Origin of the sequence: Rhodopseudomonas rhenobacensis, from assembly GCF_014203125.1 — a bacterium.
In the GTDB taxonomy this organism is placed as follows: domain Bacteria; phylum Pseudomonadota; class Alphaproteobacteria; order Rhizobiales; family Xanthobacteraceae; genus Rhodopseudomonas_A; species Rhodopseudomonas_A rhenobacensis.
Window position 1 is genome coordinate 18,900 of record NZ_JACHIH010000025.1, and the last position, 14,627, is coordinate 33,526.

General features: G+C 66.3%; 13 protein-coding genes. 6 read left to right on the plus strand and 7 right to left on the minus strand.

Annotation, left to right across the window (positions count from 1 at the left end; translation table 11 throughout):
* Positions 1–417 precede the first annotated feature (417 nt).
* Positions 418–1,482, plus strand: a complete 1,065-nt coding sequence (locus tag HNR60_RS17455; RefSeq protein ID WP_347339355.1) for a PAS domain-containing protein — start codon at positions 418–420, stop codon at positions 1,480–1,482.
* 16 nt (positions 1,483–1,498) lie between these two features.
* On the opposite strand, the gene HNR60_RS17460 is transcribed toward HNR60_RS17455, so the two are convergent.
* The 3 genes from HNR60_RS17460 to hemC are packed head-to-tail and all read right to left on the minus strand — an operon-like array spanning position 1,499 to position 5,354.
* Positions 1,499–3,298 (minus strand): magnesium chelatase subunit D, encoded by a 1,800-nt coding sequence (locus HNR60_RS17460; protein ID WP_184259808.1) that lies wholly within the window; start codon positions 3,296–3,298, stop codon positions 1,499–1,501.
* Positions 3,295–4,317, minus strand: coding sequence for a magnesium chelatase ATPase subunit I (bchI, locus tag HNR60_RS17465; RefSeq protein WP_184259811.1), 1,023 nt, complete (start codon positions 4,315–4,317; stop codon positions 3,295–3,297). Before bchI ends, HNR60_RS17460 begins: the two co-directional genes overlap by 4 nt.
* 56 nt (positions 4,318–4,373) lie before the next feature.
* The gene (gene hemC / locus HNR60_RS17470) at positions 4,374–5,354 is read right to left on the minus strand and encodes a hydroxymethylbilane synthase (protein ID WP_184259814.1); all 981 of its coding nucleotides are present in this window, start codon (positions 5,352–5,354) and stop codon (positions 4,374–4,376) included.
* Positions 5,355–5,646: 292 nt separating this feature from the next.
* On the opposite strand from hemC, the gene HNR60_RS17475 reads away from it, so the two are divergent.
* The 5 genes from HNR60_RS17475 (at position 5,647) to HNR60_RS17495 (ending at position 11,234) form a co-directional block, all read left to right on the plus strand.
* On the plus strand, positions 5,647–6,960 hold the full coding sequence (locus HNR60_RS17475) for a DUF3422 family protein (RefSeq protein WP_184259817.1): 1,314 nt from the start codon (positions 5,647–5,649) through the stop codon (positions 6,958–6,960).
* 4 nt (positions 6,961–6,964) lie between these two features.
* Entirely contained in the window at positions 6,965–8,608 is a 1,644-nt protein-coding gene (locus HNR60_RS17480; protein WP_246432985.1) for a dienelactone hydrolase family protein, read from the plus strand.
* A gap of 224 nt (positions 8,609–8,832) precedes the next feature.
* A complete protein-coding gene (locus HNR60_RS17485; RefSeq protein WP_184259821.1) occupies positions 8,833–9,339 on the plus strand; it encodes a CIA30 family protein in 507 nt (168 codons plus the stop codon).
* Between the two features lie 96 nt (positions 9,340–9,435).
* Positions 9,436–10,665, plus strand: coding sequence for a Coenzyme F420 hydrogenase/dehydrogenase, beta subunit C-terminal domain (locus tag HNR60_RS17490; RefSeq protein WP_184259825.1), 1,230 nt, complete (start codon positions 9,436–9,438; stop codon positions 10,663–10,665).
* Positions 10,666–10,778: 113 nt separating this feature from the next.
* On the plus strand, positions 10,779–11,234 hold the full coding sequence (locus tag HNR60_RS17495; protein WP_184259828.1) for a PA2169 family four-helix-bundle protein: 456 nt from the start codon (positions 10,779–10,781) through the stop codon (positions 11,232–11,234).
* Between the two features lie 180 nt (positions 11,235–11,414).
* Here HNR60_RS17495 and HNR60_RS17500 read toward each other — a convergent pair whose 3' ends face one another.
* From HNR60_RS17500 to HNR60_RS17515, 4 genes are all read right to left on the minus strand, one after another.
* On the minus strand, positions 11,415–11,867 hold the full coding sequence (locus HNR60_RS17500; RefSeq protein ID WP_184259831.1) for a hypothetical protein: 453 nt from the start codon (positions 11,865–11,867) through the stop codon (positions 11,415–11,417).
* A 310-nt stretch (positions 11,868–12,177) separates the two neighbouring features.
* On the minus strand, positions 12,178–12,447 hold the full coding sequence (locus tag HNR60_RS17505; protein WP_184259834.1) for a hypothetical protein: 270 nt from the start codon (positions 12,445–12,447) through the stop codon (positions 12,178–12,180).
* Positions 12,448–12,456: 9 nt separating this feature from the next.
* On the minus strand, positions 12,457–13,113 hold the full coding sequence (locus HNR60_RS17510; protein WP_184259837.1) for a hypothetical protein: 657 nt from the start codon (positions 13,111–13,113) through the stop codon (positions 12,457–12,459).
* Positions 13,110–14,564 carry a PucC family protein gene (locus HNR60_RS17515; RefSeq protein WP_184259840.1) on the minus strand — a complete coding sequence of 485 codons (1,455 nt, stop codon included), beginning with the start codon at positions 14,562–14,564 and terminating at the stop codon, positions 13,110–13,112. The genes HNR60_RS17510 and HNR60_RS17515 overlap by 4 nt, the downstream gene beginning before the upstream one ends.
* Positions 14,565–14,627: the final 63 nt, after the last annotated feature.

Genomic DNA, 14,627 nt, shown 5'->3' on the forward strand with positions numbered 1-14,627 from the left:
CCGAATCTCGCCGACGCAATCCCGGCCGCGCCATCATGCGCAGTCACGACCGTCGCAACAGCACCGCAACGACGGCGCACCAACTGCCACGCGCGAGTTTGACATGTCCCGTCGTCAGCAACGGCAACGACCCGAAGGCACCGAGAGATTGGAAGCCAGTTGGTGTTTGGCTCGGGGCACGCGCATGACGAATGCAGCTACTCAGATTGCGCCTCGAAAGATCAAATAATGCCCTGGCTAGGTAAACTACTCAGTAGCGCGTTCACGCCATGACCATATGTCGGATAGTTGACATGGCCCTGCGCCCACGCGCATGGATAGCGCGATATGAAGCACACCAACACGGTTACCGACATCACTCGGCCTCCGAACCAAGCGTCGCCCGCGACAGTCCCTTTCTCTTTTCTCGAGCAGACCGTGGAGCGTGGCGGCCTGGGCTTTGCCAAATTCGACGTACGGTCGCGCAAGCTGATATTTGCCAACCCGCGCTTCTGCGAGATGGTCGGCTACTCGTTCGATGAATTGAGCGACGGCGAGCGGCTGTTCGCAGATCTCACCCACCCCGACGATATCGAGCGATGTATCACGCAGCTGCAGCGGCTGCTTCGTGGCGACATCGACTCCTACACACTCGAGAAGCGCTACATCCGCAAGGACAGCTCGGTGGCGCCGGTGTGCGTCACGGTGGCCGCGCTGCAGCGCGATCACGACGATAGCGCCGTGGAAATCGGCGTGATCGGCACGCCGGCCGATCCGGAATCGACGGATCGTCAATCGCTGCCCTGCAGCCATGGCCAAAGCGCGTCGTTCTGGTGCAAGGATTTCGGCAGCGACATCGCGCACTGCTCCGACGGATTGAAAATCCTGCTCGGTCGCGATCCGAACGATGCGGTGCCGACATTCGAAGATTTTGTCGCGCAGCTGCATCCCGAAGACCGCGAGCGCGTCGTCGAGGAGCTTCGCCGAGTCCGCAACGGCATGGTCTACAGCAGCGAACACCGCATCATTCGCCCGGACGGAGAAATCCGCTGGGTGAATCAGACGGTGATGCCGGTGTTCGACGAAACCGACGACGTCGCCGGCCTGATCGGCGTTTGCCTGGACGTCACCGAAGCCAAGCGGGGACCGAAATCCAGTTCGGCCCACAATACGGTGACGGTGGTGAAACGTTACGTCGACCTCAATTGGGACCGGCCGCTGAACATCGCCGCATTGGCCACGGCGGCCGATGTCAACATCCGGACGCTGTTCAAGCATTGCAAAGCGGCGTGGGGCGTGACGCCGAACGAGTACATCAAGAACGTACGGCTGACCCACGCCCGCGCGATGCTGCAGATGGCCGACAAGTCCACCACGGTGCTCGGCACCGCGCTGAAATGCTGCTTCCAGAACCAGGGGCATTTCGCCCGCGACTATCGGCTGGCGTTCGGCGAGCGGCCTTCTGAGACGCTGGAGCGTGCCCGGCAGCGCCGCTGGCGCTGAGGCGCGAGCCGAGCCGCTACGCCGCCTGGGTGCTCGCCAGCACCGCCTGCGACAGCACGGTGGCGTCGGCATAGGGCAGCGGCAGATAGCGCGCGCCCATCTCCTTGGCGATCTTCTCGCCCTGCGGCCCCGGCCGCGGCGACATGTCGACCAGCACCGCGTTGATATTGGCAGCGCGCAATTGCCGCGCCGAGGCGATGGCGTCTTCCTCGGCCTTGGGCCGGCCCGGCGCGCCGTCGCGGGCGATGTTGGCGCGGCCGTCGGTCATCAGGATCACGGTGGGCGTCTGGCCCTTGCGCTTGATCGAATCGGCCAGCGCGTAGGCGGCATCGAGGCCGCAGGCCAGCGGCGTGCCGCCGCCGCCGGGCAATCCGGCGAGGCTGCGCTTGGCGCGCGCCAAAGAGCGGGTCGGCGGCAGCAGGATCTCGGCGATGGTGCCGCGGAACGCGATCATCGCCACCTGGTCGCGGCGCACATAGCAATCCGCCAGCAGCAGTTCGACCGCGCCCTTGGCTTCGGCCAGCCGATGCAGCGCCGCGGAGCCCGAGGCGTCGACCACGAAGATGGTGATGGTCTCGGTGCGCTGCTTGAAGCGCGCGATGCGGAAATCGTCCTTGCGGATCAGGATGCGCGGCTGCGGCGCGGCCTCGCCGCCGGCGGCGATCGCCTCGGCGGCGGTGGCAGCGGCTTCGCGGCGGCGCAGCGGCTGCCAGGGCGCGGCCGAGCGCAACGTCTCGATCACGCTGAGCTTGGCGCCAGCGCGGAGTTCGCCGCGCACCGTGCCGGTCGGCCGGCCGCGCTTGTTGGATTTCTGCAGCTCGCCGGCCTTGCCTGAGGAGCGCGCCCGGGTGCGGCCTGCGGAGGCGCGCAGCGAGGCCAGCACGTCGGGCGGGATCGCCGCCTTGGCAGCAGCCAGGATCACCTCGTCGAGCGCGCGGTCGATGTCCGGGATCTGCTGCTCGTCCTGGTCCTTGTTGTCCTCGGAATTGTCCTCCGGCGGAGGCGGCTCTTCGGGCGGCGGCTCCGGCTGGTCCGGCTGCTCGGCCTGCGGGAAGTACAACGCACGCGGTGCCAGCACCAGGCGCGCGGCGATGCCGATGTCTTCCTGGTCGATCTCGGTGTGGCCGCTCCAGGCCGCCGCGGCGCGGGCGACGCGGATGGTCAGCAGCGGCGCGCGCAGCGAGACGATGCCCATCGCGGCGGCGGCGGTGACGATCGCCTCGATCTGCTCGTCGGTGGCGCGGATCAGCGGCAGCCGCTGGCGCGCCACTTCGATGTCGGCGGCGTTGATCTCGAATTCCTCGGTGTCGCGGAATGAGAAGCGGTCGAGATCGACGTGAAACGCCAGCCGGTCGCGCAGGCTGGCCGGGGCGAATTCGTCTTCCAGGCCCTCGTCGAGCGCCACCACGCCGAACCGCGCCGGCATCCGCAGCGACAGCCCGTCGCGCTCGATCAGCGTCTCGTGGGCGTCCATCGCCGCGGTGACGTGCACCGTGGTCGAGGATTGCATCCGTTCGGCCATCGCCAGCATCAAGACGCCGCCGTCGGCCTCGGCCAACAGCCCGCGTTCGGCGACCGGCCGGCCGGAGACCAGCGTCGCCGACAGATCGAGGCCGCCGAGCAACCGGCCCTCGGCGATGTGCAGCGGAAGATGCTTATGGGCGTCGGTCGGCGGCAATGCTGCGCGCAGCATCGCCAGCCAGCGGTCGCGCACCGGACCCGCGCGCGAGCGCAACAAGACGCCGGTGCCGACCGGATCGACCGCGAACAATTGCGCCGCGGTCGCCGCATCGGACCATGCGACGGCCTGGCTCATCCGAACACTTCGACAATGGCGCGATCGACGCGCACGGTGGAGCCGGCGTCGTCGAGCGGGTTACGTCGCAGCCGATGCCGCAGCGCCGAGGGCGCGATCTTCTTCAGATGCTCGTCGGTGACGTGCTTGGCGTGCTCGATCGCAGCCAAAGCCCGCGCCGCGCGCATCAAGGTCAATTCGCCGCGCAAGCCGTCGGTGCCGAGCCGCATGCACAAGGTCGCGGCGCGCTCCAGGGCAGCGTCGGACACCGTGACCTCGGGCAACCGCTCGCGCGCCTGGGTGATCTTCTTGCGCAGCTTGGCTTCTTCCTTGGTCCAGGCGGCGAGGAACGCCGCGGGATCGCTCTCGAAGGCGTCGCGGCGGCGCACCACTTCCATCCGGCTCGGCAGATCGTCGGGGGTCTTGACCTCCACCGACATGCCGAAACGATCGAGCAGCTGCGGGCGCAACTCGCCTTCTTCCGGGTTGCCGGTGCCGACCAGCACGAAGCGCGCCGGGTGGCGGATCGACAGGCCTTCACGCTCGACGACGTTTTCGCCGGAGGCGGCGACATCGAGCAGCAGATCGACCAGATGATCTTCCAGCAAATTGGCTTCGTCGATGTAGAGGAAGCCGCGATGGGCGCGGGCCAGCAGTCCGGGCTCGAACGCCTTCTCGCCGCGCGCCAGCGCGCGTTCCAGATCGAGCGCGCCGACCACGCGGTCCTCGGTGGCGCCGAGCGGCAGATCGACCACCGGCACCGGCACCTGCGCGGTCTTCAGCTTGCCGTGCTTTTCCTTCTCCCGGCACTCGTCGCAGAACGCCTTCGGCAGGTCGGGATCGCAATTATAGCGGCAGCCGACCACGACCTTCATCTTCGGCAGCAGGGCCGCGAGCGCACGCACCGCGGTGGACTTGCCGGCGCCGCGATCGCCGAACGCCAACACGCCGCCGACCTTGGGATCGACCGCCGCGATCAGCAGCGCAAGCTTCATCTCGTCCTGGCCGACGATGGCGGAAAAGGGGAAAACAGTCGCCATGCTATGCTTTCGTCACGTTAAGCTTGGTCGCGGGAAGTAGGCGGCGGGGATATTGCTCAGTCGGGCCGGGTCCGCTCGATGATCGCGGCGGCGCCCTTGTCGAGCAGCTCCAGCGCGACCGCGCGGCCGAGTTCGCGGGGACGATTGGCCGGGCCGCTGCGGCTGGCCTCGATGAACAGCCCGCCTTCTTCGTCGAGCACCGAGGCGCTGAGCGTCATTTCCGAGCCCTTGATGGTGGAGAACGCCGCCATCGGCGAATTGCAATGGCCGTTCAGCACCCACAACACTTCGCGCTCGGCGTCGCAGCTCAACCGCGCCACCGGATCGTCGATCAGTTCGAGATATTTGCGGATCTGCCAATTGTTCACCGCGCATTCCACCGCGACGATGCCCTGCCCTGCGGACGGCAGCATCTCCTGCGGGGTGAAGTCGTGCACGATGCGGTCGACGAAGCCGACCCGCTCGAGGCCGGAGCGCGCCATGATCAGCGCGTCGGCGGGGCCGACATGGCCGCCGTCGGGCAGCCGCTGCTTCTCGCCGTTATCGAGCTTGCGCACCCGGGTGTCGGCGGCGCCACGGAAATGGATGATGTTGACTTCGGGAAACAGCCGCTTGGCATAGGCCGCGCGCCGCACCGCATTGGTGCCGATGGTGTAGCCCTTGCCGCGGGACTTCTGCAGGTCTTCCAGGGTCAGGCCCTTGCGCAGCACCAACGCGTCGGTCGGCGGATCGCGCGACAGCGTGGCGCCGATGATCAGGCCGGGAGTGTCTTCGTTGCCCGGCATGTCCTTCAAGGAATGCATGCAGGCTTCGAGCTTGCCGGCGGTCACCGCGGCGCGGATCTCGGCGACGAACGCGCCGCCCTTGCCGCCGTGCGGCAACAGCTTGCTGATCTGGTCGCTATCGCCGACGGTTTCGAACTTGACGATCTCGACATCGAGCTCGGACGCCGCGGCGGACAATCGACGGGCGATGTCCTCCGTCTGGGCAAGCGCCATGATACTCTTGCGAGTGCCGATACGGACTGGAATTGCCACCGCTCATGCTCCATTCGACGACCGCGTGAAGGGCGCGGTATTATTTTCGGGCCGGAGAGTAAGACCAGCCCGCGCCGGAATGCAAACGGATGGCCCGCAGTTTCCGACGATTGTTGAGTTTGGCCGCGAACCTTCTGTTCTCGCGACGTATTCGGCGCTGCGAACGGCTCGCAACCGACCGCGCGCGTCGCGGTACCTTTCGGCTTCTGTCTGTCGCAACGCAATGCTACTCAAGTCAAGCATGCCGTGCCGGAACCTGCGTCGCGGCCGCACAACCCGCTGGGAAGTTTGAATGACTGTTGAGGTTTCGATTGGGGACGGCGCCACGCGGCTGACGTCGCATCCGCTGCGCGCCGCGGTGCTGGGCGAAGTCCACGCCCGACCGTTTACTCCGCTCCCCGTCCCTTCCCGCGTGATCCACTTCGCATTCGATACCACGGGTCCGCGGGCGGCCGCCGACCGCGCCCAGCTCGCCGCTTTCTGCGTCGAGCGCGGGCTGCCGGCGCCGCCGCCGCACGAAAAGCATCATCGCATGCCGTTCGGCGCCACCGTTCTGCGCTGGGAGCAGCATTCCGAATTCACCACCTACACCTGGGAAGTGCGCGCCGATCCGCTCGGCCTGCCGTTTCATCCCGACGCGGCGTCGCTGGCCGGACCGATGCAGCTGGTGCCGCAGCCGGGTCCGCTGCTGGTCGCGGTCGACCTGCATCTGTTGAAGGACGATCCGCCGCGCACCGATCCGGAGCAATTGTTCGACCGCGCCAGCCTCGCGGTGGCGGAGAATTCCGACGGCGCTGCGTTGTATGCCACCGACTTCCAGCCCGGCCCGTCGGGCTTCGTCCGCGTGCTGGTGATCGACCGCGGCATGTCGGCGGGACGCGCCGGCGCCTTGGTGCAACGCGTCATCGAAGTCGAGACTTACCGCACCTTGGCGCTGCTCGGCCTACCGGAGGCGCAACGGCTGGCGCCGTCGATCGCGTCGTCGGAGCGGCGGCTTGCCGAAGTCACCAGCCAGATGCGCTCGGGCTCCGACCTCGCCGGCAACCACAAGCTGTTGGAAGAACTGACCGGGCTCGCCGCCGAAGTCGAGGCCGGCGCCGCCGAGAGCCTGTTCCGGTTCGGCGCCAGCCGCGCCTATGAGGAAATCGTCGAACAGCGGCTGCACACCATCGGCGAACGCAAGGTCGGCGGGCTGCCGACCTGGTCGTCGTTCCTCGCCCGCCGGATGAAGCCGGCGCTGCGCACCTGCGTCACCATCGAGGAGCGGCAATCCAGCCTGTCGCTGAAGCTGGCGCGCGCCGCCAATCTGTTGCGCACCCGGGTCGACGTCGAGCTCGAACAGCAGAATCAGGAACTGCTGAAATCGATGAACGCACGGACCCGGCTGCAGTTGCGGCTGCAGACCACGGTGGAAGGGCTGTCGACGGCGGCGATCACCTACTATGTGGTCGGACTGTTCGGTTATCTGATGAAGGGGCTCTACGAGGCCGGCCGGCTTCCGGTCGATCCCAGCGTCGCGGTGGCGGCGTTCGTGCCGGTCGCGGCGCTGTCGATCTGGTGGACGGTGCGCAGTATCCGCCGCCGCCACGTCGGCGACGAGGATTGAACCGATGCATGATCGACCGAGCGAGCGGGGCGTGATGCGGCGGCTCGTGACGCCGGCGCGATGGCTGGTCGCCGTCGCTGCGCTGATCGGCATCGCGGTGGCGCTGTGGCAATTGCAGCACGCCGAAAGCGGGCTGCGCATCACCACCGCCACGGTCGGCGAGACCCCGGTCACGGTGTATCGGCCGCAGGCCGAGGGCCCCGCCCCAGTGGTGGTGATCGCGCACGGCTTTGCCGGCTCGCAGCAATTGATGCAGCCGTTCGCGGTGACGCTGGCGCAGAACGGTTACGTCGCGGTGACCTTCGATTTCACCGGCCACGGCCGCAACCCGGTGCCGATGAAAGGCGACGTCAACGAACCGACCAGGATCACCGGCGTGCTGGTCGACGAGCTCGGCCGGGTCGCCGACTACGCCAAGACCCTACCCGGCACCGATGGCCGGCTGGCGGTGCTCGGCCATTCGATGGCCTCCGACATCGTGGTGCGCTACGCGATGGCGCATCCCGAGGTCACCGCCACCGTCGCGGTGTCGGTGTTTTCGCCAGTGGCGACTGCGTCGAGCCCGCGCAACCTGTTGGTGATCGTCGGCGCGCTGGAGCCGAACATGCTGATCAACGAGGGTCTGCGCATCGTCAATCTGGCGACCGGCGGCGGCGCGGTGGCCGGCCAAAGCTATGGCGACTTCGCCGACGGCAGCGCGCGACGGCTTTCGCTGTCCTCCGGCGTCGAACATATCGGCGTGCTGTACAGCCGCGACAGCATGGCGGAATCGTTGCAATGGCTGAACCAGGCGTTCGGCCATCAGGGCTCGGGCTTTCTCGACCGCCGCCCGCCCTGGCTGGCGCTGTTGTTCGGCGGGCTGATCGCGCTGGCCTGGCCGTTGTCGCGGCTGCTGCCGAAGGCCGCAGAAGCGCCGATGGGCGCCAATCTGCGCTGGAAGCCGCTGCTCGCGGCCGCGATCCTGCCGGCGCTGCTGACGCCGCTGATCCTATGGAAGATGCCGACCGATTTCCTGATCATCCTGCTTGGCGATTATCTGACGCTGCATTTTTTGGTCTATGGCGTGTTGACCGCGCTGATCCTGCGGTTCGGCAACCGCGGCAAGCCGCTCGCCGGCCAGACTTTGCTGTGGCCGGGCCAGTCACGACTCCGACTGGCCGGCCAAGCGGGCTGGAAACCCGGCGCGCCGAACTCGATCACCGCGCAAGCCTCGCTGACCTATGTGGCGATCGCGGCGCTGGCGGTCGGGGCCTACAACATCATCGCCATCGGACTGCCGCTCGACCGCTACGTGTTCTCGTTCCATCCGATCGCGCCGCGGATCCATCTGATCCTGGCGGTGGCGTGCGGCACCGTGCCGTATTTCATCACCGCGGAATGGCTGACCCGCGGCGACGCCCGGCGCGGCGCCTATGCGCTGACCAAATTCTGCTTCCTCGCCTCGCTGGCGATCGCGGTGGCGCTAAACCTCTACAAATTGTTCTTCCTGATCATCATCGTGCCGGCGATTCTTTTATTGTTCCTGGCGTTCGGGCTGATCAGCCATTGGAGCTACAAGGCCACCAATCATCCCTTGCCCGGCGCGCTCGCCAACGCCGCGGTGTTCGCCTGGGCGATCGCGGTGACGTTTCCGATGGTGATCCGCTGAGTGCGGCCCGGTTGGGTCGATGCATCCAACCGAAAAACGGCCGTCATTCCGGGGCGCGAGAGCGTAAGCTCGAGCGAACCCGGAATCTCGCAACAGCCGAGGCGGCTGACATCGCAATGCGCGGCAAGATTCCGGGTTCGCTCGGCCTGCGGCCTCGCGCCCCGGAATGACAGAATACGCCCCAGGATGACAGAATTGAAGTTGGCCATGGAAGGAAACCTCGCATGACCGACCTCGAATTATGGCCCGGCGACGGCGCGCGGGGGTGGCAGCTGATCACCGACGCGGTGATGGGCGGGGTTTCGCGCGGCCGCGTCGTGGCCGACATCGTCGACGGCCGCGCCGCCGTGCGGATGCGCGGCGCGGTGTCGACCGACAACAATGGCGGCTTCATCCAGATCGCGCTCGACCTCGCCGCGGCGGGCGCCGTGATCGACGCCTCGGGCTTCACCGGCATCGCGCTCGACGTCGCCGGCAATGGCGAAAGCTACGGCTTGCATCTGCGCACGCCGGACGTCACCCGGCCGCAGCAGTCCTGGCGGCAGGGCTTTGTTGCGACGCGGGAGTGGCAAACTATCCTGTTGCCATTCGTGCAATTTGTTCCGCATCGCATCGACGCCGCGCTCGATCCGGCGCGGCTGCGGCGGATCGGGCTGGTGGCGATCGGCCGCGAATTTGACGCCGATCTATCGGTGGCGCGGCTGGCGCTGTATGGATCGGACCACGCCTGACTTATGGCGAATGGCGGCGGCAACCGCCGGTTCTTAGAAATGCGGCTCGCCCGAAGCACCCGCGGCGTGAACGCCCAGCCAGGACTTGAGACGCGCATGGCAGATCTGGCCGATCCAGTTCCCGCGGTGTGGACCCCGCCTTTGGCCGAGCCGGTGGCGCGCGAGCTGTGCACCGATTGCGGGGTGTCGCGCTCCAGCGATCCCAAGCAGTGCGGCCAGGCCTGCCAGTTCATCAAGCCGGACTACCCGGCGATGGAGCTGCGCGTGCACGGCCGGGTGCGCGATCCGGCCAAGCCCGACGAAGCCTTCTTCGGCCCGTTTCGACGCATGGTGCGCGCCGCGATGAAACAGCCGCGGCAAGGTGCGCAATGGACCGGCATCACCACCACGATCGGCCAGCGACTCTTGGAGACCGGCGCGGTCGACGCGGTGCTGACCATGGCGCAGGACCCCGACGACAAGTGGAAGCCGCGGCCGGTGATCGTCACCAAGGCGGAAGGCATGAAGGCCTGCCGCGGCATGCGGATGGGCTACGCGCCGCTGTTGTCGCTGTTGGAGCCGGCGCGCGAGGCCGGCCACAAGCGGATCGCGGTGATCGGGATTCCCTGCCAGATTTACGCGCTGCGGCAATTGGAAGAGAAACTCGGCTTCGAAAAAATCTATGTGATCGGCACGCCGTGTTCCGACAACACCACGACGGCAAGCTTCCACCAGTTCCTCGATCTGTTGTCGGACAAGCCCGACAGCATCACCTATCTCGAGTTCCGCGCCGACTATCACGTCGAGCTGCGCTTCGATGACGGCAAGGTGAAGGAAATTCCGTTCCTGCTGCTGCCGATCTCCAAGCTGCCGGCGGATTTCTTTCCGATGACCTGCCGCACCTGCGTCGACTACACCAATACGCTGGCCGACATCACCGTCGGCTATATGGGTGGTGAGGGCGAACAATGGCTGCTGGTGCGTAACGCCCGCGGCGAGCAATTGCTCAATCTGCTTGGCGACGAGGTGAAGCTCAGCGAGCCCGGCAGTGCCGGCAAGCGCATGGCGCCGGTGAAGGGCTTCATGAAGAACGTCGAACTCGCCGCCGGCGGCCTGCCGGTGCGCGGCATGCCGAACTGGCTGCGCCCGTTGATGGGCTGGCTGATGCCGAAGGTCGGGCCGCGCGGGCTGGAATTCGCCCGCACCCGGGTCGAGATGAAGGCGATCGAGACCGTGCTGCATCTGCGCCGGCAATACCCGCAACGCATCAAGAACATGGTACCGGCACACGTCTGGGCGCTGGTAAAACCCTACGGCATCGAGCCGCAGGACGGCGAGCGCAAGTAACAACCTCCTCCGCCGCGACACCGTGACGGGAACCCGCCTGCTCCGCGGCAGTTGTCTGGCATCGCTGCTACAGCCTGCGGCGGGCCGGCGGCGCCTAACCCGTGGAGGATAATGTGGACCAGGATCTACTCGATCATTTGAAGACGCTGCACACCGCAGCGATCGACGCCCGCAACGGCTATCAGGAAGCGCTTGAGGATGCCGAAGGCCATGGCCTGACCGGCCTGTTCAACGAGATGATCGCGCTGCATGAAGGCAACGCCCGCGAACTCGCCGCCGAATTGACCACGGCCGGTGAGACGCCCGACACCGACGGCTCGTTCATGAGCCTGATCCACCAGACCATCATGAATGTGCGCTCGCTGTTCAACGGCCTCGACGGCAGCGTGCTGCCGGGCCTGATCGACGGCGAGAAGCGCAACGTGTCGAAATATGACGACGCCTTGCAGGCCTCTACGTCGGCGAGTGCGATCACTGCGTTGTTGACCACGCAGCGCGGCAAGATCGAGCAGAAGATCGCCAAGATGGAAGCCGAGCACGCCGAATACGAACGCGCTTCCGCCAGCTGATCCCGCTGACGACCGGCCGTTCTGACATGACGATCCAGCCTCGCTTGCCGCGGGGCTGGATTTTTTGTGTCTCGCGCGGTGATGTCTCGAGCGTTTGCCACTCCGATCAAGAGCCGACCGCACACAAAAAATCGGGGGCCGCGAGGCCCCCGATTCAGATCGTCCTATATGACGAATGCGTTACTTGGTCGGGGTGCCGGTGTTGCCCGGCGAGGAGCCGACGCCAGTATCCGAACCGGTGGGCGCGACGCGGTTATCGGTGCCCGGATTGGCGGGCTGATAGCGCTTCGGCTGGTTGAACGAACCCGGATCCTGCATGTTGCCCTGACCGCCCTGGCCGGTGGTGGTTCCGACCTGGCCCGGAAGCTGTGCGGTTTCGACGCTCGGCTTGCTGTTCTGACCAACGGCCAGGAGGCCCATGGCGATTAACGCGAAGGCGGTAATGCCCAGGAGTTCAGGCAGCGCGCCGCTCGGCGCCGCACCGCGGCTACGGCCATCGCCTTCCAGCGCGTTTTCCGCCGCTTCGCGGTTCGACCGCGAGCGAATGAAATTCAGGAACACCGCGCCGACAATCACGACGCCCGCGGCCAGAGTAAAGAACATCAGCCAGCTGATGGGTTGGTCACCGTTCATGAGATCCTCCAAGGGGTTTGCAACTTCAGCAAAAGTAACGGAGGATTTTTGGTTTGGTTCCAGACGGGCTGCGTGTGTCGCTGCGCAGCGGCGATATTGTTTTCATCGGCAATGCCGCCATAAGTCGGCCGTCGGACGTAGCCCGGGATCGGCAATCAACGCCGGCCCAAGACTCGCCGCGCCGGCCCAAGACTCGCCGCGGCGGCGGCGCCGCGACGCGCAGCCAGGTCGGCGCACGACCGCCGCACAAAAACAAACGCCGCAGGCATTGCTGCCTGCGGCGTTTCGTTGGGGAGCCTGGCGGCTGGGCTTACTTGCCGAGCAGCAGCAGCGAACCGGAGAACGACTTGTACTCGCCCTTCTGCTCCAGCAAGAGCGGGGTGCCCGAGAAGAAGGTGTTGCTGTCGATCAGCAGCGGGGTGCCGGAGAACGACTTGTATTCACCCTTCTGTTCCAGGACGAGCGGGGCGCCGGAATAGGTCTTGTCGCTATCAACCAGCAGCGGGGTGCCCGAATAGAACTTGTCGCCATCGACGAGCAGCGGGGTTCCGGAATAAGACTGATAAGAATCGTTGGACATGGTGTTCACCTACTTTGAGAGGACAGGGAGGCCCAGCCAGGACGACAGCGGGGTCGGATTGTTGATCACGAGCGGTGTGCCGGAATACGACTTGTAAGGTCCTTTGGTATCAAGCAGCAGAGGAGTTCCGGACAAAGACTTGTACGGCCCATTGCTATCAAGCAGAAGCGGCGTGCCGGAATAGGTCTTTTGGCTATCAACCAACAGCGGAGCACCGGAATAGGTCTTGTTGCTATCCACCAGAAGCGGGGTGCCGGAGTAGGATTCGTACGGCCCCGAATTATCCAGCAGCACCGGCGCGTGCAGGATATTGGAAAACGGCGTCGCCGGGTCGATCTCGACGCTGCCCGCGGCCGACGCCGGGATGCTGGACTGGTTCGGGCTGTAGCGATCGAGGATCGCGGCGGCCTTGGCGCCGAATCCGAATTCGGCGACCACCGAGACCACGGCGCCGCCCTTCTTGATGGCGTCGAGATAGGACCGGCCTTCGCCGCGCGAAATGCCGGCGCGTCCCAACGCCGCCAAGATGGCATCGTCGAGCGAGGTGCCGGGCTGGCTCGGCTGTGCGCTGGTGACCACGGCGAATTTGAAGCTGCCGTTCTTCAGCTCGGTCTCGATCGCCGGGACCTGCCTGCTGGTGTCATACAGTCGGGTGATTTGGGTCATGACTTCTCCGTTTCAGTCTCAAGGCCGATCGGTGGCCGTGTCAGCAGCGGACCCGCCCCGGCACTCCGTCCGGTCTGTCGAATAAGCGGGGCCATCGTTATGAGCGTCGCGAACAGCAGGACGATTTCGAGGCAGTAGACGAAATCATAGCCTGCGGCAGCCCCCAGCGAGGTGTGCGGCGCCATCGCATCGACCACGTCGCGCAGCACGCCGCCGAGCGCGATCGCAATGCCGGCGGCCGAGGCCTGCACCGCGCCCCAGGCGCCGAGCGCAAGGCCGGCCTGATGCTTCGGCGCGGCGTTCATGGTCGCGGTCAGCGTGCCGTGGCCGAACAGGCCGGCACCGAAGCCGATCAGGAAGGTGCCGGCGCCGAACAGCAGCGCCGACATCAGCGGCGCGGCGAAGATCACCGCCAGAAAAGCCGGAATGCCGACCAGCGCGCCATAGCTCGCCATCCGGAACGGATCGGCGCCGCGGCTGAGCACGCGCGACGCGAGCCCGAAGCCGAACAATCCGCCGAGCGCGAGCGCCGCGGTGAGCTTGGTGGTGTCGCCGACCGCGAGATGCAGGATCTGGCCGCCGAACGGCTCCAGCAGCACGTCTTCCATGCTGAACGCCATGGTGCCGAGCCCGACCGCGATCAGCCGGCGCAACGCGTTGTCGCCGGCGATGAAGGCAGCCCAGGTTTCGCGGAAAGCGGGGGTGCGCTGCTGCGGCGCGGCCTGCGCGGCGGCGCCGGAGCGTCGGGTTTCCTGTTTCCAAACCGCGACGCCGTTCAGCAGAATGGTGACCACCGCGGCGCCCTGGATCACCTGGATCAGCCGTCCCGGCGAGAAATTCGCCAACAACGCGCCGAAGATGAATGCGCTGGCGATCATGCCGAACAGCAGCATCACATACATCAGGCCGACCACCTTGGGCCGCGACTCCGGCGCCGCGAGATCGGTTGCGAGCGCGAGTCCGACGGTCTGGGTGGTGTGGACGCCGGCGCCGATCAGCAGAAAGGCGAGCGCCGCGGCGGCCTGCCCGATCCATACCGGCGCGTGCCCGGCCTCGCCGCCGCCGGACAGCACCAGCAGCGCGAATGGCAGGATCGCCAGCCCGCCGAACTGCACCATGGTGCCCTTATAGAGGAAGGGCACCCGCTTCCAGCCGAGCGCGGACGTATGGACATCGGAGCGAAAGCCGATCAGCGCCCGGAACGGCGCAAAGATCAGCGGCAGAGAAATCATGATGCCGACGATCGACGCCGGCACGTTCAGTTCGACGATCATCACCCGGTTCAGCGTGCCGACCAGCAGCACCAGCGACATGCCGACCGAGACCTGAAACAGCGACAGCCGCAACAGTCGCGACAGCGGCAGGTCCGGGGTCGCCGCGTCCGCAAACGGCAAGAACCGGGTTCCTAAGGACACCCAGAGCTTGATCGCTTTTTTGCTGACAGGGTTCATCGTTGAGCTGATCCAACAGATGAGGAAAGGGTGTTGGTAGCCAACACCGCGCCGCCTATCCGG

Bases quoted from the DNA above. Each gene is read 5' to 3' on its own strand.
- bchI (WP_184259811.1), bottom strand. From the start codon at position 4,317: ATGGCGACTGTTTTCCCCTTTTCCGCCATCGTCGGCCAGGACGAGATG.
- HNR60_RS17515 (WP_184259840.1), bottom strand. From the start codon at position 14,564: ATGAACCCTGTCAGCAAAAAAGCGATCAAGCTCTGGGTGTCCTTAGGA.
- HNR60_RS17505 (WP_184259834.1), bottom strand. From the start codon at position 12,447: ATGTCCAACGATTCTTATCAGTCTTATTCCGGAACCCCGCTGCTCGTC.
- HNR60_RS17500 (WP_184259831.1), bottom strand. From the start codon at position 11,867: ATGAACGGTGACCAACCCATCAGCTGGCTGATGTTCTTTACTCTGGCC.
- HNR60_RS17485 (WP_184259821.1), top strand. From the start codon at position 8,833: ATGACCGACCTCGAATTATGGCCCGGCGACGGCGCGCGGGGGTGGCAG.
- HNR60_RS17460 (WP_184259808.1), bottom strand. From the start codon at position 3,298: ATGAGCCAGGCCGTCGCATGGTCCGATGCGGCGACCGCGGCGCAATTG.
- HNR60_RS17475 (WP_184259817.1), top strand. From the start codon at position 5,647: ATGACTGTTGAGGTTTCGATTGGGGACGGCGCCACGCGGCTGACGTCG.
- HNR60_RS17480 (WP_246432985.1), top strand. From the start codon at position 6,965: ATGCATGATCGACCGAGCGAGCGGGGCGTGATGCGGCGGCTCGTGACG.
- HNR60_RS17490 (WP_184259825.1), top strand. From the start codon at position 9,436: ATGGCAGATCTGGCCGATCCAGTTCCCGCGGTGTGGACCCCGCCTTTG.
- HNR60_RS17510 (WP_184259837.1), bottom strand. From the start codon at position 13,113: ATGACCCAAATCACCCGACTGTATGACACCAGCAGGCAGGTCCCGGCG.